Source organism: Streptomyces sp. AF1A (assembly GCF_047340315.1).
Taxonomy (GTDB): Bacteria; Actinomycetota; Actinomycetes; order Streptomycetales; family Streptomycetaceae; genus Streptomyces.
Genome location: NZ_JBLEBI010000098.1, coordinates 1 through 24,091, shown reverse-complemented (window position 1 = coordinate 24,091; position 24,091 = coordinate 1). Strand labels below are relative to the sequence as shown.

Sequence of the window (24,091 nt, the reverse complement as noted above, 5' to 3'; positions counted from 1 at the left end):
GGACCCCGGACGGGGCCCTTCCCCGTGCCCTGGGCTCGATAGGGTGGTGCACGAGAACGTACGAGTCGCTACACCTGTGTACGACTGTCCCCTAGGAGCGGCTGATGAGCGCTGTGACCCCCGCTGGAGGCGACACCGCGGCGGGCCGCTCCTGGCCCGCCCTGCTGAACGGCCTGCTGGACGGCCAGGACCTGTCCGCCGACGACACCGCGTGGGCGATGGACCTGATCATGCGGGGCGAGGCGACGGACGCGCAGATCGCCGGGTTCATGGTGGCGCTGCGGGCCAAGGGCGAGACGGTTCAGGAGATCTCCGGGCTGGTCCGCACGATGTACGAGCACGCGAACGTCATCGAGGTGCCGGGCCCGGCCGTCGACATCGTGGGCACCGGCGGCGACGGCGCCAGGACGGTGAACATCTCCACGATGTCCTCCATCGTGGTCGCGGGCACGGGCGCCAGGGTCGTCAAGCACGGCAACCGCGCCGCGTCCTCCGCCTCCGGCTCCTCCGACGTCCTGGAGAAGCTCGGGATCAATCTGAACCTGACCCCGCGGCGGGTCGCCGAGGTCGCCGAAGAGGCCGGCATCACGATCTGCTTCGCGGTGAAGTTCCACCCGTCCCTGCGTCATGTCGCCCCGGCCCGAGGCCAGTTGGGCATCCGGACGACGTTCAACGTGCTCGGTCCGCTGACCAACCCGGCCAAGGTGCGCGCCCAGGCGGTCGGCGTCGCCGACCCGCGGATGGCGCCCATCGTGGCCGGCGTGCTCGCCGAGCGCGGCAACTCCGCGCTGGTCTTCCGCGGCGACGACGGCCTGGACGAGCTGACGACGACGTCCACCTCACGGGTCTGGGTGGTCGGGGCCGGCAAGGTGACCGAGGAGACCTTCGACCCGCGGGAGGTCGGCCTCGAACCGGTCCCCGTGGACGCCCTGCGCGGGGGCGACCCGTCGTACAACGCGGAGGTCGCCCGCCGCCTGCTGGACGGCGAGCACGGTCCGGTGCGTGACGCGGTCCTGCTGAACTCCGCGGCGGCCCTGGTGGCGCTGGACCCGGCCGACGCCCCGCTCGCCGAGCAGCTCCGCGCCGGCATGGCCAGGGCGGCCGAGTCCATCGACTCCGGCGCGGCCAAGCGCGCGTTGGAGCGGTGGGTGGCGGCCAGCAACGCCTGACGTGGGCCGGCGAGCGTCCCGCGATCCGGACTCGGGTTGCGGGACGCTCGCCGGTTCCCGTACTTTCCCGTACAGGTCATGAGTGACAGTCATGAGGCCCCGGCCGACTGTCCGGCAACCCTCCGTCCGTGGCGGGGTGCCCCGGGTGAGGACCAGGCCGTAGGCAGCGAGGTCTACGGCAAGCGCGGACCCCTCGCACGCTGTCATCAGTGTGGGGCCAGGGGTCCTGGTCGTTCGAGGGAGCCTTCCGTGAGCAAGCGAATGCGATAGGGCCGCAGAGCCCCGCCTCCGCACACCCGCCCTTCTTCTCTTCTCCACGTACGCCCTTTCGCGTACGTTCTCACGGGAGTTCACCCATGTCTGTTGTCACCGCTGCCGCCGACCAGTCCGTTTGTGCCCCGCTGCCCGTTCTGGGGCGCGATGTCACCGTTCCGCTCGTCACCGGCGGCGAGGTCGCCTACGCGGCCCTCGACTACGCGGCCAGCGCCCCCGCCCTCCAGCGCGTCTGGGACGACGTCGCGGCCTACGCCCCCTACTACGGCAGCGTCCACCGCGGTGCCGGCTACCTCTCCCAGCTGTCCACCGACCTGTTCGAGAACGCCCGCAGGACGGTCGCCGCGTTCCTCGGCTGCCGCGAGGACGACCAGGTGGTCTTCACCCGGTCGACGACGGACTCCCTGAACCTGCTGGCCCGGGCCCTGCCCGCCGACTGCCGGGTGCTCGTCTTCGAGACCGAGCACCACGCCTCCCTGCTGCCCTGGCCGGACGCACAGGTCACCTGCCTCGACGCCCCGCGCACCCCGGCACAGGCCGTGTCCACCCTGGAGCGGGCCCTGGCCGACCGCGACCCGCACGGCCCGGCCCTCGTCTGTGTCACCGGCGCCTCCAACGTCACCGGCGAGCTGTGGCCGGTGCGCGAGCTGGCCGCCGCCGCGCACGCCCACGGCGCCCGGATCGTCCTGGACGCCGCCCAGCTGGCCCCGCACCACCCGGTGGACGTCCGTGAGCTGGACGTCGACTGGGTCGCGTTCTCCGGTCACAAGCTGTACGCGCCCTTCGGCTCCGGCGTGCTGGCCGGCCGCGCCGACTGGCTGAGGGCGGCCGAGCCGTACCTCGCGGGCGGCGGCGCCAGCCGCACGGTGACCCGGCGGCCGGACGGCGGGCTGGAGGTGGAGTGGCACGAGAGCGCCGCCCGGCACGAGGCCGGCTCGCCGAACGTCATCGGCGCCTACGCCATCGCCTCCGCCTGCAAGGCCCTCACCGAGGCCGGCTGGGACGGCCTCGTCGCCCGCGAGCGGCACCTGATCCGCAGGGTCCGCCAGGGCCTCGCCGAGGTGCCCGAGGTCAGGATCCTCTCCCTGTTCGGCGACGACGCCCCGCGCGTCGGGGTCCTCTCCTTCGTCGTCGAGGGCTGGAACAGCTCCCACTTCGCCGCCGCACTCTCCGCCGAGTACGGCATCGGCGTCCGCGACGGCCTCTTCTGCGCCCACCCGCTGGTACGCACCCTGCTGGGCACCGACCCCCAGACCCAGGGGGAGTGCGGCGCCCCCGAGGCCGCGCCCGGCGAGAAGTCCCTCAACGCCGTCCGCGTGAGCTTCGGCGCGGGCACCCCCGACGAGCACGTCGACCGCTTCGTCACCGCGGTCAGGGAGCTGGTGACCGAGGGCGCGCGGTGGACGTACCGCACGGAGGACGGCCGCTGCGTGCCGGCGGTGTGACCGGCAGGACCCTCCGGTGAGGCGGCCTTCAGGCGGTTCTTCAGGCAGGTCTTCAGGCGCTTCTTCAGGCGTTCAGGAGTCGAGCCCGATCGCGAAGGCCGCCTCCAGGTCGTGCTGGGAGTAGGTGCGGAACGCGACGTGCGTGTCGGTGGCCTCCACCCCCGGGATCTTGCTGATCCGCCCGGGGATCACGTCGGCGAGATCGTCGTGCCGGCGCACCCTGACCATCGCGATCAGGTCGTAGGTGCCGGTGACGGAGAAGACCTCGCTGACCGACTCCAGCGAAGCGATCTGCTCCGCGATCTCCGGAATCCGGTCCACGCTGGTCTTGATCAGAACGATCGCGGTGATCACGGCAGGTTCTCTCCCTCGGGGGCCTGAGCAGGGGCGGCTTTCACTCTAGCCCGCCCGTCTCCCGCCACCGCCCTGCGCAGGAGGCCCTTCGGGCCCACCCTCGCGCCGTAGCGCACCCACGCGTAGCCGAACCCCAGACCGAACCCCACCAGGTGCGCCAGATACGCCACCCCCGGCCCCTGCGTCGAGCGCTCCGCCGCCTGCCACTGCAGCGCCGCCCAGAACGGCAGGACGACCCAGGCGGGAAACCGCAGCGGCAGGAAGAACAGGAACGGCAGGAGACTGGTGACACGGGCGCGGGGGAACAGGTAGAGGAACGCTCCGAGTACCGCGGAGATCGCCCCGGACGCGCCGACCAGAGACTGCTCGGAGGTGGTGTTGGCGGCCGCGTAGCCCAGCAGGGCCAGGTAACCGCAGCCGACGTAGAAGAGGGTGAACTCCACCCGGCCCATCCGGTCCTCGGTCATCGCGCCGAAGACGAAGAGGAAGAGCATGTTGCCGAGCAGATGCACCCAGCTGCCGTGCACGAACAGCGCCGAGGCCGGGGTGAGCGCCTCCCGGAGCGGGTTGCGGAACAGCTCGGCCGGGACCACGCCCCAGCGGCGGAAGTACGCCCGCTGCGCGGCGAGCAGCGCGTCCCCGGAGCCGTACGCCTCGGTGAGCCCGGAGGCCGGGCCCAGGACGAAGATCAGGCAGCACAGGGCGATGAGGCCGTACGTCATCGGCGCCGACGCACCCCGCAGGGCCCTGAGTGCTCTGCCGGCCGCCGTGCTCCAGGTGCTGATCATGACTACAGAGCATGACGTAACCGGACGCAAGCTGACAGACCGCCTCGCCGCCGTGGACGGATGGGCGGCGGGCAGCCGCCAGGCCGTAGGGTTACGAGCCACACGCGTCGGGCGACGGCGCGCACGGAGACCGAGAAGGAAGCTGACTCCCACGATGACGGTTCCCCAGCCGACCGCCACGACCCGGTGGCGCTGCACCCTGTGCGGCAACCTCACCCGGTTCGACGTCACCCGCTCGTCCAAGGTCGTCGAGTACGTCCACCTCGACCTCGCCGGTGAGCCGACCGTGGAGGAGCGCGAGGTGGTCAGTGAGACCATCGAGTCGGTGCGCTGCCGCTGGTGCAACGCGGTGGACCAGGTGGAGCTCGTGGACAGGCCGGGCGCCTGAGCAGAACATCGTACTTGTATTGGGGTGTGACGGATGGTGGAGACCGCAGGCGGGGGGCCGGGCGACGGCACCGCTGAGGTGCTTGACCGTCCGCTGCCCGACCAGGTGCGCCGCAGGGTCGTACAGATCGTCTCGGACGGCTTCGGCAGGCTGACCGTGGCCGAACTGCCCGCGCAGCTGCGGCAGTACGCCCGGTTCGCCCCCAATCGCCGGGCGAAGTTCGCCGGGAACGCGATGGCGGCGGCGCTGGAGACCGACGCGCTGTTCCGCCAGCGGATCGGGGAGAAGTTCAGAGAGGCGCAGCCGGAACTCGCCGGCGCCCTCGAGGCCGGCTCCCCGCCCCCGGCCGGGGACCCGCTGGACGTGGCGGCCGCGGCCTACGTACTGCGTCCGGCGGGCTGGGTGAAGCTGGTCACCGCGGCCGGCGAGGAGGCCCAGCGCGCCGACGCCGAGCGGGCGGACGAGGAGAGCCGGGCGGAGCTGGAGCGGCTGCGCGGCGAGCTGGCGCGGGCCCGCGAGCACACCCGCGCCGAGACCGAACGGCTGCGTGCGGAGCTGGAGTCGGCGAGGAAGGAAGCGGAATCGCTTCACCGCAAGCTCCGTGCCGCCCTCAGCGACGTGAAGCGGGGCGAGGCCGCCCTGCGCAAGGCGCAGGGCGAGACGGACGCCCTGCGCGCCGAGGCGCAGGCGCAGGTGTCGGCCGCCGAGAGCGAGTCCCGCCGGCTCAAGGCCCGCCTCGGCGAGGCGGAGGCCGCGCTGGAGGCCACCCGCCGGGCGGCGCGCGAGGGCCGCAGCGTGGAGGACATGCGGGTGCGGCTGCTGCTGGACACCCTGCTGGAGGCGACCCAGGGCCTGCGGCGGGAGCTGGCCCTGCCACCCGTGTCCGTGCGCCCGGCCGAGACCGTCGACGCGGTGGAGCCGGGCCGGATGACCCCGAAGGACATCGCGGCGCGGGCCCTGTCCGAGCACGACCCCGCGATCCTCGACCAGCTCCTCGCGCTGCCGCAGGCGCACCTCGTGGTCGACGGCTACAACGTCACCAAGACCGGCTATCCGCAGATGCCGCTGGAGAAGCAGCGGCTGCGGCTGCTCGGCCAGCTCTCGGCGCTCGCCGCGCAGACCGGCGCCGAGGTCACCTGCGTCTTCGACGGCGCGGAGCTGGCCGCGCCGGTGCTGCTCGCGCCGCCGCGCGGGGTGCGGGTGCTGTTCTCCAAGCCGGGTGTCACGGCAGACGAGCTGATCCGCCAGCTCGTGCGCGCGGAGCCGCCGGGCCGTCCGGTCATCGTCGCCTCCACCGACCGCGAGGTGGCCGACGGCGTCGCGCGGGCGGGTGCCCGACCGGTGGCCTCTGCGGTGCTTCTGAAGCGACTGTCCTGACTGTCCAACGGGCATGCCGTATGCCCGATTCGGCACCATCGTCACGCAACGTAGTGTCAATCGCGCCTCACTGCATGTGAGTTGTGAGCAAAGAATGCATTGTGGGGCGGGGTTTTTTGGCGTGAGGATTTGAACTGATCACAAGTGGGTCACTAGGGTCTGGGCTCGAACCTCCGAACGGGTGATCACTCACAAGAAGGAGTTCCCCCTCCGTGGCGTCCCACCGTCGACCCAAGCAGCAGAGTCGCGCCCGCGTGACCGTGCTGACCACCGCAGCCGCCGCTGCCGTCGTGCTGAGCGCTAACGCCGCCAACGCCGCGCCGACTCAGAAGCTCAGCAAGGACCAGGTCAAGGCCAAGGTCGACGCGCTCTACGAGCAGGCGGAACAGGCCACCGAGAAGTACAACGGGGCCAAGGAGAAGCAGCAGAAGCTGCAGAAGGAAATCTCCACCATCCAGGACAACGTCGCCCGCGGCCAGGAGGAGCTCAACAAGCTGCGCGACGGCCTGGGTTCGCTGGCCACCGCCCAGTACCGCTCGGGGGGCATCGACCCCTCGGTCCAGCTCTTCCTGTCCTCCAACCCGGAGGACTACCTCGACAAGGCGTCCACGCTCGACCAGTTGAGCAGCCAGCAGGTCGACGGCCTCCGGAAGATTCAGGACAAACAGCGCGAACTGGCCCAGGAGCGCGCCGAGGCCGGCGAGAAGCTCAAGGACCTCGCCGCCACCCGCACCGAACTGGGCAACAAGAAGAAGGAAGTCCAGGGCAAGCTCGCCCAGGCGCAGAAGCTGCTCAACAGCCTGACCGCCAAGGAGAAGGCCGAGCTGGCGGCCCAGCAGGCGCGCGCCGACCGCTCCTCCAGCGAGCGGGTCAACCTCGGCGACGCCCCGCCCGCCTCCGGCCGCGCCGCGGCCGCCTTCGCCGCCGCTCAGAACCAGCTGGGCAAGCCGTACGTCTACGGTGCCACCGGCCCCTCCTCCTTCGACTGCTCGGGACTGACGTCGTACGCCTACGCCCAGGCCGGCGTCTCCATACCGCGCACCTCCGAGGCGCAGGCCACCATAGGCACCCGCATCTACAGCCAGAGCGACCTCAAGGTCGGCGACCTGGTCTTCTTCTACGGCGACCTCCACCACGTCGGCCTCTACGCCGGCAACGGCCAGGTGCTGCACGCCCCGCACACCGGTGCCGTGGTCCGCTACGAAGCGATGTCCGACATGCCCTTCCAGTTCGGCGTGCGGGTCTGAGACCGCCCGGAACCGGCCGCACGGGGGCGCCCGAACGGGCGAATCCCGCGGACGCGAGCTGACTCCACGCCCCGCCGATGACCTGCGTCAGCGGCGGGGCGTCACCGTCCGTCGCCACCGAGGCGTGTCGCCGGACCCCTTTCGCACGGCTACTGTCTGCCGCGTTTCCCCGGCGCCGGGGCCTCCCCGTCCCCAGGCGCCGGGGAACGTGACCTGTCAGCCAGCGGAAGGGGTACGGCAACCCGTGGGGTCCCATCGCCGCCTTGCACCGTCCGGAATCGACCGCGGCGCCGCCGCCCTGTGCGTGCTGTCGGCCGCGGCCGCCGCCCTCGGCGCCGTGCCCGCGCAGGCCGCGCCGCACGGCGACACCCGCGCCGAGATGGACCGGCTCTATCAGCAGGCCGAGCAGGCGACCCAGGCCTTCGACCAGGCGCAGGAGCGCGCGGACGCGCTGCGCCGGGAGGTCCGGGACGCCCAGGACCGCATCGCCCGCCGGCAGCAGGCCGTCAACTCCCTGCGGGAGCAGCTCGGTTCGCTGGCCGGAGCCCAGTACCGCGCGGGCGGCATCGACCCGGCCGTCGCGCTGCTCTTCTCCGACGACCCCGGCGACTACCTCGACAAGGCCGCCACCCTCGACCGGATCGGCGCCCAGCAGGCCGGCCGGCTGCACGAACTGCAGTCGGCGCTGCGTGAGCTCGCCCAGGAACGCCAGCAGGCCGCCGGCAAGCTCACCGAGATGGAGCGCAGCCGCAAGGCGGTGGCCGCGCACAAGAAGACGGTGGAGGGCAAGCTCGCCGCGGCCCGGCGGCTGCTCGACTCCTTGTCCCCGGCCGACCGCGCCGCCTACGACCGGGCCTCGCGCTCCGGCGGCGCCGACCGCCTCGACCTGCCCGACCTGACCGGCGCGGTGCCCCCCGACGCCCGCGCCGCCCTGGCCCTGACCGCCGCCCGCTCCGCCCTCGGCCGCCCCTATGTGTGGGGCGCCAACGGGCCCTCCGGCTTCGACTGCTCGGGACTCATGCAGTGGGCGTACGCGCACGCCGGGATCCAGCTGCCCCGCACCTCGCAGGAGCAGCGCTTCGCCGGAAGGCGGGTCCCGCTGTCCCAGGCCCGCCCCGGCGACCTGGTCGTCTACCGCTCCGACGCCAGCCATGTGGCGATGTACGTCGGCAACGGCCAGGTCATCCACGCCCCTTACCCGGGGGCGGCGGTGCGCTACGACCCGGTCGGCATGATGCCGGTCAGCTCGGTCACCCGGCCCTGAGCCCCGCGCTCGCGCCGTACCATCGGCAGGTGGCCGGCGGCAGATGGGTGAGAGGCGTCGGGGCGGTGGCCCTGTGCCTGCTGCTGCCCCTGGCCGGGTGCGGCGGGCACATGTCGGCCGACTCCGCCGAAGCCGAGGTGCAGCACGTGCTCGACCTGCGGTCGGCCGCCCTGCTCCGCCACGACGAGACCGCGTACGGCGCGACCGGCACCCGCACCGAGTACACCCGGCTGCGCGCCCTCCCGCTGGCCTCCTGGGCCTACCGGGTCGATGCCGTGCACCGCACCGCCTCCGGCGCCACCGCCGACGCCGAGCTGCGCTACCGCGTCGCCGGCTACGACCGCGCCCCGGTGGCCGCCCGCCGCACCCTCACCCTCGCCCGCACCGCCGACGGCACCTGGTACGTCACCGCCGACCTGCCCGCCGGGAAGGCCGGGCAGCAACTGTGGGACCAGGGCACGGTGAGCGCCGTCGAGGGCGCGCACAGCCTGGTCCTCGGCACCGGGCAGTCCGCCGACGGGCTGCGGGCCTTCGCCAGGATGGCCGACCGAGCGGTCCCGGACGTCTCCCGGGAGTGGGGCGTCGACTGGGCCCGCAAGGTGGTGGTGCTGGTTCCGCGCTCCCTGGAGGGCATGGCGGGCCTGCTCGGTTCGCCCGCCTCCAACTACCGGGGCATCGCCGCGGTCACGACCGGGGAGGCCGGCGGCTCCGGGCGGACCCCGGCCGACCGGGTGGTGGTGAACCCGGACGCGTACGCCGTGCTCGGCGACATGGGCAAGCAGGTCGTGCTGACCCACGAGACCACCCACGTGGCCACCCGCGCGCACACCACCGCCGCGACCCCGCTGTGGCTCTCCGAGGGCTACGCCGACTGGATCGGCTACCTCGGCACCGGCCGCGCCCCCCGGGAGGCCGCGCCGGAGCTGGCCCGGGCCGTCCGGGCCGGCCGGGTGCCCGCCGCGCTGCCCACCGACCACGACTTCGGCTTCACCAGCGACCCCACCGAACTGGCGCAGGCCTACGAGGGCGGCTGGCTGGCCTGCCGGATGATCGCCGCCCAGTGGGGCACGGCCCGGCTCGACGCCTTCTACCAGGCCGTCGGCGCCCACGGACAACGCTCCGGCGCGGTCGAGTCCGCGCTGAAGCAGGTCCTCGGGACCACCCCGCGGACCTTCACCGCCCGCTGGCGCGCCTACGTCAGGACCGAGCTGGGCTGAGTTCGCCGGGGCGAGGCGCGTCAGGGGGAGACCGGCGTCTGCGTCTCGCGGGCCGACTGGAAGGGGAGGCGGGCCGTGGGCGGGGCGGGTACCGTCGAGCGCCACAGGCGGCGGGCGGCCAGGAGCGCGGCGGCGGCCAGCAGGCCGTTGCGGACGAACAGCAGCAGGACGCCGTACCAGTCGCTCAGCACCACGTGCACGAAGCCGACCGGGAACTCCAGGACCGTCGCGAAGGACGCCGCCAGCACCAGCAGCGCGGGCCCCGCCATGCGGCTCGCCCGGTGGTACAGGCAGACCGCGGCCAGGCCCACCAGCCACACCAGGTACTGCGGGCTGATCACCCGGCTGGTGACCGTGAACAGCAGCGCCGCCGTGAACGCCGCGTCCGCCGGGGTGTGCGGCCCCAGCCGGACCGCCCGCAGCCGCCACAGCAGTAGCCAGCCGAACGCCGCTCCGGTCAGCGCCAGCGCCGCCGAGCTGACCTGGTCCACGTGCGGGCCGACGAACTCGACCGACCCGTAGTTCAGCAGCACCTGCCCGCTCCAGCCGAAGTGCCGCGCCACATGGAAGACGAGGGCGCCCAGCGACTCCACCTCGGTGCCCCGGTCCCGCTGGAAGGTCACGAAGGCGAAGGCCCCCGGCATGGACACCGCGAACGCCGCCGCGAGGGCGGACGCGGTCACCGCCGCCGACGCCCACGCCCGCCGCCGCACCGCACCGGCGAGCAGCAGCACGGGCCACACCTTCAGCATCGCCCCCAGGGCGGCCAGCGCGCCCATCACCCGCGGCCGCCGGGCGCCGGCGACCAGCGCCGCCACCGCCACCGCGGTCACCATCACGTCGTAGCGGGCGTACAGCGTCGGCCCGAGCAGCGGGGCGCCCGCCACCCACACCCAGGCGCCGCGCAGCGACCGGCCGGGCCGCCCCGCCGGGTACACGAGCAGGACCAGCACCGTCAGGTCGGCGAGGAACGCGAGGAGGAAGAAGGCGTGCGGGTAGGACAGGAAGGACAGCAGCGCCGGGGAGCCGATCGCGAGGGCGGCGGCGGGCGGGTACTGCCAGGTCACGTCGTCCAGCGGAAACGTTCCCTGACGCAGCACCTCGTACCAGCCGAGGTAGGTCACCGACACGTCGGAGGTGACGTCCGGGCCGGGGAAGACCCACACCCCGAAGACGAAGAGGAGCAGCACCACACGGGTGGCACCCCAGGTCGCGAGCAGCCATGCCAGGGAACGCCGGGCGTCCTTGGTCTCCACCTGATCCCCTGCCGTTCGATTCCCGATTCGATGTCCGCGTCGCGGGAACATGATGTCGTGCCCGGCTGTGGGCCTGCCACAGACTCGGCCGCCCCCGGCGCGGGACGGCCGGTTCGGTAGGGTCGGCGGCGATGCACAAGACCCTGATCGTCACCAACGACTTCCCGCCCCGCCCGGGCGGCATCCAGGCCTTCCTGCACAACATGGCCCTGCGCCTGGACCCCGGGCGGCTGGTCGTCTACGCCTCCACCTGGAAGCGCGGCCCGGAGGGCGCCCGGGCCACGGCCGCCTTCGACGAGGAGCAGCCCTTCACGGTCGTACGCGACCGTACGACGATGCTGCTGCCGACCCCGCAGGCGACCCGGCGGGCGGTCGGGCTGCTGCGCGAGCACGGCTGCACCTCCGTGTGGTTCGGGGCCGCGGCCCCGCTCGGCCTCATGGCGCCCGCGCTGCGCGGGGCCGGCGCCGAGCGGCTGGTGGCCACCACCCACGGGCACGAGGCCGGCTGGGCCCAGCTGCCCGCGGCCCGGCAACTGCTGCGCCGGATCGGGGAGTCCACGGACACCCTCACCTACCTCGGCGAGTACACCCGCTCGCGGATCGCCACCGCGCTGACCCCGCGGGCCGCCGGACGGATGGTGCAGCTGCCGCCCGGGGTGGACGAGAAGACCTTCCACCCCGAGTCCGGGGGCGCCGAGGTCCGGGCGCGGCTCGGCCTCACCGACCGCCCGGTCGTCGTCTGCGTCTCCCGGCTGGTCCCGCGCAAGGGCCAGGACACCCTGATCCGGGCCATGCCCCGCATCCTGGCCGCCGAGCCGGACGCGGTGCTGCTGATCGTGGGCGGCGGGCCGTACGAACGGGATCTGCGGCGGATGGCGGCCGAGACCGGCGTGGCCGGCTCGGTCCGCTTCACGGGCTCCGTCCCCTGGTCCGAGCTGCCCGCCCACTACGGCGCGGGTGACGTCTTCGCCATGCCCTGCCGGACGCGGCGCGGCGGCCTGGACGTGGAGGGCCTCGGCATCGTCTACCTGGAGGCGTCGGCCACCGGGCTGCCGGTCGTGGCGGGCGACTCGGGCGGCGCCCCGGACGCCGTGCTGGACGGTGAGACCGGCTGGGTGGTGCGCGGCGGCGAGCCGTCCGAGGCCGCCGACCGGATCGTGGCTCTCCTGGGCGACGCCGAACTGCGCCGCCGGATGGGCGAGCGCGGCCGCCAGTGGGTCGAGGAGAAGTGGCGCTGGGACCTGCTCGCGGAGAAGCTCGACAACCTGCTGTAGGGAGGGCCCTTGGCGGAACCGGAAAATCCGCCCATGCTGCGCGCATGACAGCAAAACTGATGCAGCGTCAGCTGACGAGACGTCACATACTCGGCATGGCCGCACTGCAGACCGCGGCCGCCCTCGGTCTCACCCGCGTGGGACTCCAGTCCGCCCACGCCGCCGAACCCGACGCCGTCGAGTCCGCCCCGGCCATCGTGGTCGGATCCGGCTACGGCGGCGCCGTCGCCGCCCTCCGCCTCGGCCAGGCCGGCATTCGCACCCTCGTGCTCGAAATGGGCCGGCTGTGGAACACCGCGGGCGGCGACGGCAAGGTGTTCTGCTCCACCACCGCCCCCGACCGGCGCTCCATGTGGTTCCGCACCCGCACCGAGGCCCCGCTCGCCACCTTCCTGTGGCTGGACGTGGTCAACAGGGACATCAGCCCCTACCCGGGGGTGCTCGACCGCGTGCACTACGACGCCATGTCGGTCTACGTCGGCCGGGGCGTCGGCGGCGGCTCCCTCGTCAACGGCGGAATGGCGGTCACTCCCCTGAAGGCCTACTTCGCCGAGCAGTTCCCGACCGTGGACGCCGACGAGATGTACGGCACCTACTTCCCGCGCGCCCGCGCCATGCTCGGCGTCAACACGATCGACCCGTCCTGGTTCGAGTCCACCGAGTGGTACCGCTTCACCCGGACCGCCCGGAAGGCCGCCGCCAACGCCGGCCTGAGGACCACCTTCGTGCCCAACGTCTACGACTTCGGCTACATGCAGCGCGAGGCCGCCGGCACCGCCACCAGGTCCGCGCTCGCCGGAGAGGTCATCTACGGCAACAACTTCGGCAAGCGCAGCCTCGACAGGACGTACCTCGCCGCGGCCCTCGGCACCGGCAACGTCACCATCCACACCCTGGAGAGGGTGACGTCCGTCAGCCGGGCGGCCGACGGGACGTACGTGCTGACCGCCGACCGGATCGACACCACCGGCGCGGTCGTCGGGACCGGGAGCTACGGCTGCACCCACCTGTTCCTCGGCGGCGGCAGCCTCGGCACCACCGAACTCCTCGTCCGCGCCCGGGACACCGGCGCCCTGCCCGACCTGGACCCCTCGGTGGGCGCGGGCTGGGGCACCAACGGCAACACCATGCTCGGCCGCGCCAACCACGTCTGGGACACCGTCGGCGCCGACCAGGCCACCATGCCCGTGATGGGCATCGACGACTGGGCCAACCCCGGCAACCCGGTCTTCGCCGAGATCGCCCCGCTGCCCATGGGGTTCGAGCACTGGATCAGCCTCTACCTGGCCATCACCAAGAACCCCGAACGGGCGTCCTTCCGCTACGACTCCGCCTCCGACACGGTCCGGCTCGACTGGACAGCCGCCCAGAGCGCCGTGTCGGCGGGCATGGCGAAGAAGCTGTTCGACCGGATCAACGCGGCCAACCTGACGATCTACCGGTACGACCTCTTCGGGTCCGCCGGCAAGGTCTTCGCCGACGACTTCACCTACCACCCGCTGGGCGGCTGCGTCCTCGGCAGGGCCACGGACGACTTCGGCCGGGTGAAGGGGTACGCGCGGCTCTACGTCACCGACGGCTCGCTGGTGCCCGGCAACATCGGCGTGAACCCGTTCGTCACCATCACCGCGCTCGCCGAACGCACGATGGCGCGGGTCCTCGCCGAGGACACCGCGCCATGACGCTCCCGAGGAAGGCCCGCTACTTGGCGTAGATCGCCTCGATCTCGCCCGCGAAGTCCTTCGCCACCACGTTCCGCTTGAGCTTCAGCGACGGCGTGAGGTGGCCCGACTCCTCCGTGAACTGGGAGGACAGAATGCGGAACTTCCGCACCGATTCCGCCTTCGACACCGCGGCGTTGCCGTCGTCGACCGCCGCCTGGATCGCCGCGTTCAGATCCGGGTCGTCCTTCAGCGACGCCGCGGTGGAGCCCGCCGGCTTGCCGTGCTCGGCGGCCCAGCGGTCCAGGAACTCCTCGTCGATGGTGATCAGCGCGCCCACGAACGGCCGCCCGTCGCCCACCACCATGCACTCCGCGACCAGCGCGTGCGCCCGGATCCGGTCCTCGATCACGGCCGGGGCCACGTTCTTGCCGCCCGCCGTGACGATGATCTCCTTCTTCCGGCCGGTGATCCGCAGGTAGCCGTCCTCGTCGAGGGTGCCGATGTCACCGGTGTGGAACCAGCCGTCGGCCAGCGCCTCCGCGGTTGCGGCCGGGTTGTTCCAGTACTCCTTGAACAGGTGCTCGCCGTGCAGCAGCACCTCGCCGTCGTCCGCGATCCGCACCACGGAGCCCGGCAGCGGCTGCCCGACCGTGCCGATCTTCTGCCGGTCCCACGGGTTGAACGCGGTCGCCGCGCAGGACTCGGTCAGGCCGTAGCCCTCCAGCACCGTGAAGCCGATGCCCCGGAAGAAGTGGCCGAGTCTCTCGCCCAGCGGGGCGCCGCCGGAGATGGCGTACTCGCCCCGGCCGCCGAGGACCGCGCGCAGCTTGCTGTAGACCAGCCGGTCGAAGACCTTGTGCTTGACCTTCAGGCCGAACGCCGGGCCGGAGGGGCTGTCCAGCGCCTTGCTGTAGGCGATCGCGGTGTCCGCCGCCTTGTCGAAGACCGCGCCCTTGCCGTCCGCCCGCGCCTTGGCCCGCGCCGAGTTGTAGACCTTCTCGAAGACGCGCGGCACGCCGAGGACCAGCGTCGGCCGGAACGCGGCCAGCTCGTCCGTGAGGTTCTTGATGTCCGGGACGCAGCCCAGCTTGATCGGCGCCATCATCGGGGCGATCTGCACCAGGCGCCCGAAGACGTGCGCGAGCGGCAGGAAGAGCAGGACCGAGCACTCGCCGGTGCGGAACAGCGGGCGCAGCCGCTCCACGATGTTGCCGCACTCGGCGAAGAAGCTGCGGTGGGTGAGGACACAGCCCTTGGGGCGGCCGGTCGTCCCGCTCGTGTACACGATGGTCGCCGGGTCGTCCGCCTTGGCGAGCGAGCTGCGCTCCTCCACCGTCCGGTCCGACACGCCCTGGCCGGCCCGGCCCAGCTCCTCGAGACCCCCGGCCTCGATCTGCCAGACGTGCTTCAGGGCGGGCAGCGACTCGCGCACCGACTCCACGGCCGCCGCGTGCGTGTCCAGCTCCACGATGCACGCGGTCGCGCCCGAGTCGGACAGGATCCACTGCACCTGCTCCGGGGAGCTCGTCTCGTACACCGGCACGGTGATCGCGCCCGCGCTCCAGATCGCGAAGTCGAGCAGCGTCCACTCGTAACGCGTCCGGGACATCAGGCCCACCCGGTCGCCGGGCTGCACGCCGGCGGCGATGAGACCCTTGGCGGCCGTGTGCACCTCGGCCAGGAACTCCCGGGCCGTCACGTCCTGCCAGACGCCCGCGACCTTGCGGGCGATGACGGCGACATCGGGATGCTGCGCGGCGTTTCTGCGGACGATGTCGGTCAGATTGCCGTCCGCAGGGACCTCGTACAAAGCCGGAAGGCTGAACTCGCGCAAGACTGCTGCTCCTCATAGGGCGCCGGCGCCACGACATCGTGTGATGCGACGGTGCGGTCCAAGGCTCGGGCAGGTGCTCGGGAATTCAGATGTTGAAATCCAGAGCACGACTGGACTGCCCGGACGTTACCCGCCGGTATGGCCGCTGCGACAGGGGGTTCCGCCGAGATGTTCGCTGCGTCACACGGGTTGGCGTTCCTTCGCGCACAGTAGTCCACGGCCGAACCGACCGGCGAGTAACCGAAGGCCCGGTCGGCACTGTTCACAAGGGCCGCCCTCCACCTACGCTTGATCACCATGGCCTCCACACCGTCCGGCAACCGAAGGACGCGCGTCCACGTGGTCAGCGACGTCCACGGCAACACCCGCGACCTGGCCCGGGCCGGCGAGGGTGCCGACGCCCTGATCTGCCTGGGCGACCTCGTGCTCTTCCTCGACTACGCCGACCACTCGCGCGGCATCTTCCCGGACCTGTTCGGCAGGGAGAACGCTGACCGCATCGTCGAGTTGCGCACCGCCCGCCGCTTCGAGGAGGCCCGCGCGTTCGGCGCCCGGCTGTGGGCCGGTATCGGCGCCGACCGGGCCGCGGTGATCGAGCGGGCCGTGCGCAGGCAGTACGCCGAGATGTTCGCCGTGCTGCCCACGCCGACGTACGTTACCTACGGCAATGTCGACATGCCGCCTCTGTGGCCGGAGTACGCCCGGCCCGGCGTCACCGTCCTCGACGGCCAGCGGGTGGAGATCGGCGGCTGGACCTTCGGCTTCGTCGGCGGCGGGCTGCGCACCCCGATGAGGACGCCGTACGAGATCGGCGACGAGGAGTACGCGGCGAAGATCGAGGCGGTCGGGGAGGTCGACGTGCTGTGCACGCACATCCCGCCGGAGGTCCCCGAACTGGTCTACGACACCGTCGCGCGCCGCTTCGAGCGCGGCAGCCGGGCCCTGCTGGACGCCATCCGCCGCACCAGACCGCGCTATTCGCTCTTCGGGCACGTCCATCAGCCGCTGGCGAGGCGGATGCGGATCGGCGCGACCGAGTGCGTCAACGTGGGCCACTTCGCCCGGACGGGGAAGCCGTGGGCACTCGAATGGTGACGGGAGTGAGCCGACGGCGTGGACGGGGTGAAGGCGGCAGGTCGGCGGCACGGTAGCCTTCACGCTGCACACACGTGCGCTGCCTGCGCACGCACGACTTCGGTCCGCATCTGGAGGAGCCAGGGCGATGGCGGAACACACCAGTTCGAGCATCACGATCGAGGCGGCTCCGGCCGACGTCATGGCGGTGATCGCCGACTTCGCACGCTACCCGGACTGGACCGGCGAGGTGAAGGAGGCGGAGGTCCTCAAGACCGACGCGCAGGGCCGCGCCGAGCAGGTCCGGCTCGTCATGGACGCCGGCGCCATCAAGGACGACCAGACCCTCGCCTACACCTGGACCGGCGAGAACGAGGTCTCCTGGACCCTGGTCAAATCCCAGATGCTCCGCTCCCTCGACGGCTCCTACCTCCTGAAGCCGGCCGGCGCGAGCGCCACCGAGGTCACGTACTCCCTCACGGTGGACGTCAAGATCCCCATGCTCGGGATGATCAAGCGCAAGGCGGAGAAGGTCATCATCGACCGCGCCCTCGCGGGCCTGAAGAAGAGGGTCGAGTCGGAGGAGAAGTAGTCACTCCGGTCACGCCCCGCGCACGACGGTACCGTTCACCCTCATGCGCACCATCCTGATCACGGGCCCGGGCGGCAGCGGCCGTACGACCATCGCCGCCGCCACCGCGCTCACCGCCGCCCGCGAGGGCGCGCGCACGCTGCTGCTGAGCGCGGACACCGCGGACACCCCGGGCACGGCACTGGCCTGCGCGACCGGACCGGCCCCCACCCCGGCCGCACCCGGCCTCACCGTCTGGCGCCCCGACGCGGCCGCCCGCTTCCGCGAGGACCTCACCGCCTTCCAGGACCGCGCCGCGAACGTCCTCGACCTCCTCGGCGCCGCCCGCCTGGACGCCGAGGAGGTCACCCCGCTGCCCGGCGCCGAGGAGCTGTCCTTCCTGCGCGCCCTGCGGGACGCGGCGCTGTCCGAGCGCTACGACCTCCTCGTCGTCGACCTGCCGCCCCTCCCGCAGGCCCTCGCCCTGCTCGCCCTCCCCGAGGAGCTGCGCCGCTACCTGCGCCGCCTGCTGCCGCCCGAGCGCCAGGCGGCGCGCGCCCTGCGCCCGGTCCTGGGCCGGCTGGCCGGCGTGCCCATGCCCGCCGACTGGCTGTACGAGACGGCGGCCCGCTGGGACGTCGAACTCGCCGCCGTCCAGGCCGTCCTGACCGACCGCGACACCGCCGTGCGCCTGGTCGCCGAACCCGGCCCGGCCGGCACCGAGGCCGTGCACACGGCCCGCCTCGGCCTCGCCCTGCGCGGGCTGCGCGTCGAGGCCCTGATCGCCAACCGGACCCTGCTGGAGGGCGCGCCGGACACCTGGCTCGCCCACCCGGCGCCCGACCCCGGCCCCGCGACGGGCCTCGCGCCCCTGCTGTCGCTCCTCGCCCAGCAGCGCAAGGCGCTCGCCGACTGGCAGGAGTCGTACGACGTCCACCCCGTCCCCCACCTGGGTCGCGACCCGCACGGCGGAGACGACCTCGGCGCGCTCGCCGTGCCCGCCGTCAAACCGGAACTCGACCCGGTGGAGTGGCCGGTCACCGACCGGATCGCCGAGGACGGGGTGCTGGTCTGGCACATCCCGCTGCCGGGCGCCGTGCGGGACGACCTGGACCTGATCCGGCGCGGTGACGAGCTCCTGATCACCGCGGGACCCTTCCGCCGCATCGTTCCGCTTCCGTCCGCGCTGCGCCGCTGCACGGTCTCCGGGGCCGCGCTGCGCGAGGGCGAGCTGCGCATCCGCTTCGCTCCGGACCCCGGCCTGTGGCCCGCCGCCGGACGGTGAACCGGGCGGCCCCCGTTCGGGTAACGTCGTAAGGGCGAACCGTAGTCAGGAGTCCGCCATGAGCGAAGAGCACCCCGCATCCGATCCCGTCGAGGAGCAGCCGCGGGCGACGGACGCCGACGCCTGGGCCACGGCCTGCGCCGAGGACCTGGAGGCCGAGAAGGCCCGCCGTCGCGCCGAGTACGGGCCGCCGCCGGGCTCGGCCGCCGAGGAACTGAAAAAGCTTGTGGACACGGTGGCCGACAAGCTGTCCGGACTCCAGTCACCGCTCCTCGGCGCCCTCGCCGGGCCCGCCGCCCAGCAGGTCGTGCGGCAGGTCGTCCAGCAGGCCAAGGCCGCCGTCGAGCCCGTCGTGGAGCGCAACCCGGACGTCTTCGACCACCTCGCCGCGGCCGGCAACGAGCTGCTGGCCGCCTACCGTTCGGCCGTCCAGGCCCAGGAGCGCGGCTGGACCGCCCGCTCGGCAGGGCTGGCCGACGAGTGGCGGGACGCACGGCGCGACAAGGGTGAGGGCACCGGCCCGGGCGAACGCATCGACCTGGACTGAAGCCCTCCCACGGCAGGGCCTCGGGTACGGTTGGCCGTAGCGGGGCTCGACCGAACTGAGGGATTCATGGGACTCACCATCGGCGTCGACATCGGCGGCACCAAGATCGCGGCCGGCGTGGTCGACGAGGAAGGCAACATCCTCTCGACCTTCAAGGTGCCGACCCCCACCACGCCCGAGGCGATCGTGGACGCCATCGCCTCGGCAGTGGAGGGCGCGCGCGCCGGGCACGAGATCGTCGGCGTGGGCATCGGTGCGGCCGGTTACGTGAACCGGCAGCGCTCCACCGTCTACTTCGCGCCCAACATCCACTGGCGCAACGAGCCGCTCAAGCAAGAGGTCGAGGCCCGCACCGGCCTCCCGGTCGTGGTCGAGAACGACGCCAACGCCGCCGCCTGGGGCGAGTACAAGTTCGGCGCCGGCAAGGGCCACCGCAACGTCATCTGCATCACGCTCGGCACCGGCCTCGGCGGCGGCATCATCATCGGCAACAAGCTGCGCCGCGGCCACTTCGGCGTGGCCGCCGAGTTCGGGCACATCCGGATGGTCCCGGACGGCCTGCTGTGCGGCTGCGGCAGCCAGGGCTGCTGGGAGCAGTACGCCTCCGGGCGCGCCCTGGTGCGCTACGCCAAGCAGCGCGCCAACGCCACCCCCGAGCGCGCCGAGGTGCTGCTGGCGCTGGGCGACGGCACGCCCGACGGCATCGAGGGCAAGCACATCTCCATGGCCGCCCGCCAGGGCTGCCCGGTGGCCGTGGACTCCTACCGCGAGCTGGCCCGCTGGGTCGGCGCCGGCCTCGCCGACCTGGCCTCGCTGTTCGACCCGTCCGCGTTCATCGTCGGCGGCGGCCTGTCCGACGAGGGCGAGCTGGTCCTGGACCCGATCCGCAAGTCCTACAAGCGCTGGCTGGTCGGCGGCAACTGGCGCCCGGTGGCCGACGTGATCGCGGCCCAGCTCGGCAACAAGGCCGGCCTGGTGGGCGCGGCCGACCTGGCCCGGGAGCCCGACCCGGTCATGTGACGCGGCCGACCGCAGCAGGGGCGCGGGGCAGTGCCCCCATGCGGCTTCGCCGCGTGGGCGCGACCAGCCACGAGGACGTGGCAGTCGCACACGGGACCTCGCGCCCCGACCGGTGGGGCGTACATTGATCCACATGGAGCCGCTCCCCAACTCCCGGACCGGACCGGACGGTTCACCCGTCCTGCGTGTCCTGAGCTACAACATCCGCTCGATGCGCGACGACACCGACGCCCTGGCCAGGGTCATCACCGCCTGCGCCCCCGACCTGGTCCTGATCCAGGAGGCCCCCCGCTTCTTCCGCTGGCGCAAGAAGCTGGCGCGCCTCGCGGCGGCCTCCGGGCAGGTGATCCTCACCGGCGGGGCCACCGCGGCGGGACCGGCGATCCTGTGCTCCCTGCGCGCCACCGTCGAGCGCACGGAGGACGTCCTGCTCCCGCGCACCCCCGGTCTCGACCGGCGCGGCCTGGCCACGGCGGTGGTCCGCTTCGGCGCCGCCCGCCTCGGCGTGGTCAGCTGCCATCTGTCGCTCCAGGGGGCCGAGCGTCACGAGCAGGGGCGCATGCTGCTCGACCGCCTCGCCGGACTCGGCGTCGAGCACGCCGTCGCGGGCGGCGACCTCAACGAGGGCCCCGGGGGCCGCACCTTCCGCCTGCTCGCCGAGCGCCTGCAGGACTGCCGGGCGGTCGCCCCCTGGGGCGGCGAGGAGACCTGGCCGCACAGCGAGCCCCCGCGGCGCATCGACGCGATCTTCGCCACCAAGGGCATCGAGGTGCTCGGCTGCGGCGTCCCGCTGGACCATCCGGGTGTCACGCGTCCCGACCTGGCCGCCGCGACCGACCACCTTCCGGTGCTGGCGGCGCTGCGCGTGCCGGCCGCCTGAGCCCGGTCCTCAGACCACCGCGCCGCGCCCGGGGTCGTCGTCCCCGTCGTCGTCGGTCCGCATCCGCGTCACCAGCGTCACGAAGCCTCCGACGAAGCCGCCGACGGCGAGGGTCGCCAGCCACCAGGTCATGTCCCAGCCGAGCAGCACGGCCAGCAGGAGCAGCACCGGGCCGCCGGTGACGCCCAGCCACGCGAACTTCGCGGTGGTGTCGGCGGTCGGCAGCGGCGGCGGCTCGGGCGGCACGAAGTGACCCTCGTCGTCCTCGTCGAAGTCGTCGTCCGTCGGCTCGGGGGCGATGTGGTCGCGCGGGCCGACGCCGGGGGCGAACACCACCGAGCTGCCCGGCGCCCGGGCGGGCCGGTGTTCCTCGGGCTCGTCGGCGCCCTCGGACGGGGCGTCCGGATCCGGCAGCGCGAGGTTCTCGACCGGCCTGAACGGCCTGGCTCCGGGCGGGTCCGGCGGCTCCTCGCCGTACCCGGCCACGATGGCCTGCCAGGCCGCGTCCTCGTCGAAGGGCACGCCCTGCTCGTCCGGCTCCCGGCCTTCCGGGCTTTCCCGGCCCTCCCGGCCCTCCCGGCCCTCGTGGTCCTCGCGGCCCTCGCGGTCCGAGTCGTGCTCAGCCAACTGCGGCCGTCCCTTCCTTGCCGACACTGGGTGCGAGCCGGCCGATGAAGCCGAGGCTCTCCTCGAAGATCCGGTCCGCATCCACGTCCAACGTCGCCACGTGGTAGCTGTGTTCCAGCCCGATCTCGGTGACGTCCGTGGACGACACCCGGCTCAGCACGCGGGCCGAGTCCGCCGCCGGGACGACGTGGTCGATGCGGCTGCGCAGCAGCAGCAACGGCTGGGTGACCTGGGGCAGCTCGCCGTCCAGCCGCCGCAGGAACCGGCGCAGGGAGTGCGCCGCGTGCAGCGGCACCCGGTCGTAGCCCAGCTCCGCCGCGCCCTGTTTGGCGATGTCGCTGGCGATGCCCTTCGTGGTGCGCACCAGGTGCCGGGCCACCGGGAGGGCGTACGCCGACAGACCGTGCACCTTGTTCGCCGGGTTCACCAGGACGAGGCCCGAAACCCGCTCGCCGTGCCGCGCGGCCAGCCGCAGCGCCAGGGCCCCGCCCATCGACAGGCCCGCCACGAACACCCGCGAACAGTGCTCGGCGAGCAGCCGCAGCTCCCGGTCCACCTCCGCGTACCAGTCCTGCCAGCCGGTGACCTGCATGTCCTCCCAGCGGGTGCCGTGGCCGGGCAGCAGCGGCAGCGACACGGTCAGGCCGTGCGCCGCGTGGTGCTCCGCCCAGGGGCGCAGCGACTGGGGCGAGCCGGTGAAGCCGTGGCAGAGGAGGACACCCACCTCCCCGCCCGTGTGGCGGTACGGCTCGGCTCCGGGGAGAACCGGCACCTTCGAGCTCCTGTCCTTGGAAGGGCCTCGCCGGCGGCCGGGCAAGGCGTGGAGAACGCAGCGGATGTGGTTCACCGTACGCGACCGCACTGACACCGACCAGGGTCGTCGGGTCCATTGACGGTCCTGCGGGTTAAGGTCTGTCCGACGGAAACAGGAGGCACACGGGTGTTGTACGGCACGATGAAGGTCGCCATCGGCGGGCCGCTGAAGGTCGCCTTCCGGCCCTGGGTGGAGGGCATGGAGAACATTCCGGCCGTGGGCCCCGCCATCCTGGCCAGCAACCATCTGTCCTTCTCGGACTCGTTCTTCCTGCCGGCGGTCCTGGACCGCAAGGTCACCTTCATCGCGAAGGCCGAGTACTTCACCACCCCCGGCGTCAAGGGCCGGCTCACCGCGGCCTTCTTCAAGGGCGTCGGCCAGCTCCCGGTGGACCGCTCCGGGGCGCGCGGCGCGGGAGAGGCGGCGATCCGCAGCGGGATAGAGGTGCTGGAGCGCGGTGAGCTGTTCGGCATCTACCCGGAGGGCACCCGCTCGCCCGACGGGCGGCTCTACCGGGGCAAGCCCGGCGGCCTCGCGCGCGTGGCGCTCGCCACCGGCGCCCCGGTCATCCCCGTCGCGATGATCGACACGGAGAAGATCCAGCCGCCCGGCAAGGTGGTGCCCAAGCTGATGCGGCCCGGCATCCGCATAGGCAGGCCCCTGGACTTCAGCCGCTACCGGGGCATGGAGCACGACCGCTTCGTGCTGCGCGCCCTGACCGACGAGGTCATGTACGAGATCATGAAGCTGTCCGGGCAGGAGTACGTCGACATGTACGCGACCGCCGCCAAGCGGCAGATCGCGGAGGCGGCGAAGGCGGCCAGGGAAGCCGAGAAGACGAAACCGGACGCCTGACGCAGGGGCCGGGGGACGGGGGGACATGCCCAGGCGCGAGCGCGTCATGAGGATGTCGGTGGAGGCGCCGCTGTGGCGTGCGCTCGCCGGCTATCGCGTGCTGACCATGCTGTACGCCATCGGCCTGTGTGCCACCGCGTACTCCGGCTTCGTGCACCCCTGGGTCGCGGTCTGCTACTACGCCGTCCTGGCCGTGTGGACCCTCGCCACCCTGCCCAGGGTGCGCAGCGCGGCGAGCTGCACCAAGCGCTTCCTGGCCGCCGACCTCGCCGTCGCCCTCACCGGCATCCTGATCACCCCGCTCGCCGACAACCACGAGCGGATCGCGGGCGGCGGCCCCACCCTGCCGTCGATATGGACGGCGGGCTCGGTGCTGGCCTTCGCCATCAAGGGCGGCTGGCGCTGGGCGGCCGTCGCCTCCACCGGCGTCGCCGCCGCCAACCTGATCGAGCGCGGCCGTCCCGCCCGGGACACCGTGCACAACGTGATCCTGGTCTGGGTGGCCGCCATCGCCATCGGCTACGTCGTGGAGGTCGCCCGCGCCTCCGAGCGCACCCTCGCCCGCGCCCTGGAGATCGAGGCCGCCACCCGCGAGCGGGAGCGCCTGGCCCGGGACATCCACGACGGCGTGCTGCAGGTCCTGGCGATGGTGAAGCGGCGCGGCACGGCCCTCGGGGGCGAGGCGGCCGAGCTGGGGCGGCTGGCCGGGGAGCAGGAGGTGGCCCTGCGCACCCTGGTCGCCGGCGGACTGCTGCCGGTCTCCCGGGTGTCGCGGGACGCGGCCGACGGAGCCGTCGTACGGGCCGTCGACGAACCGGACGACGACGGTCCGCTCGACCTGCGCACCCTGCTCGCCCCCTACGCCGGC

The 24,091-nt window shown here is 73.0% G+C and carries 23 protein-coding genes and 1 riboswitch; of the genes, 17 read left to right on the top strand and 6 right to left on the bottom strand.

Annotated elements, in window-relative coordinates; translation table 11 throughout:
* Positions 1-104: 104 nt before the first annotated feature.
* Together trpD and ACLU3S_RS23515 are read left to right on the top strand one after the other, a co-directional pair.
* Positions 105-1,169: an anthranilate phosphoribosyltransferase gene (gene trpD / locus ACLU3S_RS23520; protein ID WP_413953921.1), complete on the top strand. Its 1,065-nt coding sequence runs from the start codon at positions 105-107 to the stop codon at positions 1,167-1,169.
* Between the two features lie 74 nt (positions 1,170-1,243).
* Positions 1,244-1,360, top strand: a riboswitch (SAM riboswitch).
* A gap of 165 nt (positions 1,361-1,525) precedes the next feature.
* Positions 1,526-2,887, top strand: a complete 1,362-nt coding sequence (locus tag ACLU3S_RS23515; RefSeq protein ID WP_413953920.1) for an aminotransferase class V-fold PLP-dependent enzyme — start codon at positions 1,526-1,528, stop codon at positions 2,885-2,887.
* Between the two features lie 72 nt (positions 2,888-2,959).
* Here ACLU3S_RS23515 and ACLU3S_RS23510 read toward each other — a convergent pair whose 3' ends face one another.
* Together ACLU3S_RS23510 and ACLU3S_RS23505 are read right to left on the bottom strand one after the other, a co-directional pair.
* Complete coding sequence (locus ACLU3S_RS23510; RefSeq protein ID WP_413953919.1) at positions 2,960-3,241, bottom strand: Lrp/AsnC family transcriptional regulator; 282 nt, start codon at positions 3,239-3,241, stop codon at positions 2,960-2,962.
* The gene (locus ACLU3S_RS23505) at positions 3,238-4,029 is read right to left on the bottom strand and encodes a rhomboid family intramembrane serine protease (protein ID WP_413953918.1); all 792 of its coding nucleotides are present in this window, start codon (positions 4,027-4,029) and stop codon (positions 3,238-3,240) included. The genes ACLU3S_RS23510 and ACLU3S_RS23505 overlap by 4 nt, the downstream gene beginning before the upstream one ends.
* Before the next feature lie 154 nt (positions 4,030-4,183).
* Between ACLU3S_RS23505 and ACLU3S_RS23500 the strand changes: the two genes are divergently transcribed.
* From ACLU3S_RS23500 to ACLU3S_RS23480, 5 genes are all read left to right on the top strand, one after another.
* Positions 4,184-4,417, top strand: a complete 234-nt coding sequence (locus tag ACLU3S_RS23500) for a hypothetical protein (protein WP_413953917.1) — start codon at positions 4,184-4,186, stop codon at positions 4,415-4,417.
* 33 nt (positions 4,418-4,450) lie between these two features.
* Positions 4,451-5,794, top strand: a complete 1,344-nt coding sequence (locus tag ACLU3S_RS23495) for an NYN domain-containing protein (RefSeq protein WP_413953916.1) — start codon at positions 4,451-4,453, stop codon at positions 5,792-5,794.
* A 212-nt stretch (positions 5,795-6,006) separates the two neighbouring features.
* Entirely contained in the window at positions 6,007-7,041 is a 1,035-nt protein-coding gene (locus ACLU3S_RS23490) for an NlpC/P60 family protein (protein WP_413953915.1), read from the top strand.
* 244 nt (positions 7,042-7,285) lie between these two features.
* Positions 7,286-8,305, top strand: a complete 1,020-nt coding sequence (locus ACLU3S_RS23485) for an NlpC/P60 family protein (protein WP_413953914.1) — start codon at positions 7,286-7,288, stop codon at positions 8,303-8,305.
* Positions 8,306-8,334: 29 nt separating this feature from the next.
* Positions 8,335-9,522, top strand: coding sequence for a hypothetical protein (locus ACLU3S_RS23480; protein WP_413953913.1), 1,188 nt, complete (start codon positions 8,335-8,337; stop codon positions 9,520-9,522).
* 20 nt (positions 9,523-9,542) lie between these two features.
* Here ACLU3S_RS23480 and ACLU3S_RS23475 read toward each other — a convergent pair whose 3' ends face one another.
* Positions 9,543-10,778, bottom strand: coding sequence for a glycosyltransferase 87 family protein (locus tag ACLU3S_RS23475; RefSeq protein ID WP_413953912.1), 1,236 nt, complete (start codon positions 10,776-10,778; stop codon positions 9,543-9,545).
* Positions 10,779-10,909: 131 nt separating this feature from the next.
* Here ACLU3S_RS23475 and ACLU3S_RS23470 point away from each other — a divergent pair, with 131 nt between their 5' ends.
* Complete coding sequence (locus ACLU3S_RS23470) at positions 10,910-12,052, top strand: glycosyltransferase family 4 protein (protein ID WP_413953911.1); 1,143 nt, start codon at positions 10,910-10,912, stop codon at positions 12,050-12,052.
* Between the two features lie 44 nt (positions 12,053-12,096).
* On the top strand, positions 12,097-13,734 hold the full coding sequence (locus tag ACLU3S_RS23465) for a GMC oxidoreductase (protein WP_413953910.1): 1,638 nt from the start codon (positions 12,097-12,099) through the stop codon (positions 13,732-13,734).
* Between the two features lie 19 nt (positions 13,735-13,753).
* Here ACLU3S_RS23465 and ACLU3S_RS23460 read toward each other — a convergent pair whose 3' ends face one another.
* The gene (locus ACLU3S_RS23460) at positions 13,754-15,550 is read right to left on the bottom strand and encodes an AMP-dependent synthetase/ligase (RefSeq protein ID WP_413953909.1); all 1,797 of its coding nucleotides are present in this window, start codon (positions 15,548-15,550) and stop codon (positions 13,754-13,756) included.
* A gap of 297 nt (positions 15,551-15,847) precedes the next feature.
* Between ACLU3S_RS23460 and ACLU3S_RS23455 the strand changes: the two genes are divergently transcribed.
* From ACLU3S_RS23455 to ACLU3S_RS23430, 6 genes are all read left to right on the top strand, one after another.
* Positions 15,848-16,645 (top strand): metallophosphoesterase family protein, encoded by a 798-nt coding sequence (locus ACLU3S_RS23455; RefSeq protein ID WP_413953908.1) that lies wholly within the window; start codon positions 15,848-15,850, stop codon positions 16,643-16,645.
* Between the two features lie 127 nt (positions 16,646-16,772).
* Positions 16,773-17,216, top strand: coding sequence for an SRPBCC family protein (locus ACLU3S_RS23450; RefSeq protein WP_413953907.1), 444 nt, complete (start codon positions 16,773-16,775; stop codon positions 17,214-17,216).
* Between the two features lie 43 nt (positions 17,217-17,259).
* The gene (locus ACLU3S_RS23445) at positions 17,260-18,480 is read left to right on the top strand and encodes an ArsA family ATPase (protein WP_413953906.1); all 1,221 of its coding nucleotides are present in this window, start codon (positions 17,260-17,262) and stop codon (positions 18,478-18,480) included.
* Positions 18,481-18,538: 58 nt separating this feature from the next.
* Positions 18,539-19,027: a DUF5304 domain-containing protein gene (locus ACLU3S_RS23440; RefSeq protein ID WP_413953905.1), complete on the top strand. Its 489-nt coding sequence runs from the start codon at positions 18,539-18,541 to the stop codon at positions 19,025-19,027.
* Positions 19,028-19,093: 66 nt separating this feature from the next.
* The gene (locus ACLU3S_RS23435; protein ID WP_413953904.1) at positions 19,094-20,047 is read left to right on the top strand and encodes an ROK family glucokinase; all 954 of its coding nucleotides are present in this window, start codon (positions 19,094-19,096) and stop codon (positions 20,045-20,047) included.
* Between the two features lie 133 nt (positions 20,048-20,180).
* A complete protein-coding gene (locus tag ACLU3S_RS23430) occupies positions 20,181-20,927 on the top strand; it encodes an endonuclease/exonuclease/phosphatase family protein (RefSeq protein WP_413953903.1) in 747 nt (248 codons plus the stop codon).
* A gap of 9 nt (positions 20,928-20,936) precedes the next feature.
* On the opposite strand, the gene ACLU3S_RS23425 is transcribed toward ACLU3S_RS23430, so the two are convergent.
* Positions 20,937-21,554 (bottom strand): hypothetical protein, encoded by a 618-nt coding sequence (locus ACLU3S_RS23425; RefSeq protein WP_413953902.1) that lies wholly within the window; start codon positions 21,552-21,554, stop codon positions 20,937-20,939.
* Positions 21,547-22,326 (bottom strand): alpha/beta hydrolase, encoded by a 780-nt coding sequence (locus ACLU3S_RS23420; RefSeq protein ID WP_413953901.1) that lies wholly within the window; start codon positions 22,324-22,326, stop codon positions 21,547-21,549. The genes ACLU3S_RS23425 and ACLU3S_RS23420 overlap by 8 nt, the downstream gene beginning before the upstream one ends.
* Before the next feature lie 183 nt (positions 22,327-22,509).
* Here ACLU3S_RS23420 and ACLU3S_RS23415 point away from each other — a divergent pair, with 183 nt between their 5' ends.
* Positions 22,510-23,223, top strand: a complete 714-nt coding sequence (locus tag ACLU3S_RS23415) for a lysophospholipid acyltransferase family protein (RefSeq protein ID WP_413953922.1) — start codon at positions 22,510-22,512, stop codon at positions 23,221-23,223.
* A 25-nt stretch (positions 23,224-23,248) separates the two neighbouring features.
* The coding region (locus tag ACLU3S_RS23410; protein ID WP_413953900.1) for a DUF5931 domain-containing protein at positions 23,249-24,091 on the top strand (843 nt) is incomplete at its 3' end.

What these genes read in the sequence shown, in the direction of transcription:
- ACLU3S_RS23430 (WP_413953903.1), top strand. Translation starts at nt 20,181, where the DNA reads ATGGAGCCGCTCCCCAACTCCCGGACCGGACCGGACGGTTCACCCGTC.
- trpD (WP_413953921.1), top strand. Translation starts at nt 105, where the DNA reads ATGAGCGCTGTGACCCCCGCTGGAGGCGACACCGCGGCGGGCCGCTCC.
- ACLU3S_RS23465 (WP_413953910.1), top strand. Translation starts at nt 12,097, where the DNA reads ATGACAGCAAAACTGATGCAGCGTCAGCTGACGAGACGTCACATACTC.
- ACLU3S_RS23415 (WP_413953922.1), top strand. Translation starts at nt 22,510, where the DNA reads ATGAAGGTCGCCATCGGCGGGCCGCTGAAGGTCGCCTTCCGGCCCTGG.
- ACLU3S_RS23505 (WP_413953918.1), bottom strand. Translation starts at nt 4,029, where the DNA reads ATGATCAGCACCTGGAGCACGGCGGCCGGCAGAGCACTCAGGGCCCTG.
- ACLU3S_RS23435 (WP_413953904.1), top strand. Translation starts at nt 19,094, where the DNA reads ATGGGACTCACCATCGGCGTCGACATCGGCGGCACCAAGATCGCGGCC.
- ACLU3S_RS23450 (WP_413953907.1), top strand. Translation starts at nt 16,773, where the DNA reads ATGGCGGAACACACCAGTTCGAGCATCACGATCGAGGCGGCTCCGGCC.
- ACLU3S_RS23500 (WP_413953917.1), top strand. Translation starts at nt 4,184, where the DNA reads ATGACGGTTCCCCAGCCGACCGCCACGACCCGGTGGCGCTGCACCCTG.
- ACLU3S_RS23515 (WP_413953920.1), top strand. Translation starts at nt 1,526, where the DNA reads ATGTCTGTTGTCACCGCTGCCGCCGACCAGTCCGTTTGTGCCCCGCTG.
- ACLU3S_RS23440 (WP_413953905.1), top strand. Translation starts at nt 18,539, where the DNA reads ATGAGCGAAGAGCACCCCGCATCCGATCCCGTCGAGGAGCAGCCGCGG.
- ACLU3S_RS23495 (WP_413953916.1), top strand. Translation starts at nt 4,451, where the DNA reads ATGGTGGAGACCGCAGGCGGGGGGCCGGGCGACGGCACCGCTGAGGTG.
- ACLU3S_RS23455 (WP_413953908.1), top strand. Translation starts at nt 15,848, where the DNA reads ATGGCCTCCACACCGTCCGGCAACCGAAGGACGCGCGTCCACGTGGTC.
- ACLU3S_RS23470 (WP_413953911.1), top strand. Translation starts at nt 10,910, where the DNA reads ATGCACAAGACCCTGATCGTCACCAACGACTTCCCGCCCCGCCCGGGC.
- ACLU3S_RS23445 (WP_413953906.1), top strand. Translation starts at nt 17,260, where the DNA reads ATGCGCACCATCCTGATCACGGGCCCGGGCGGCAGCGGCCGTACGACC.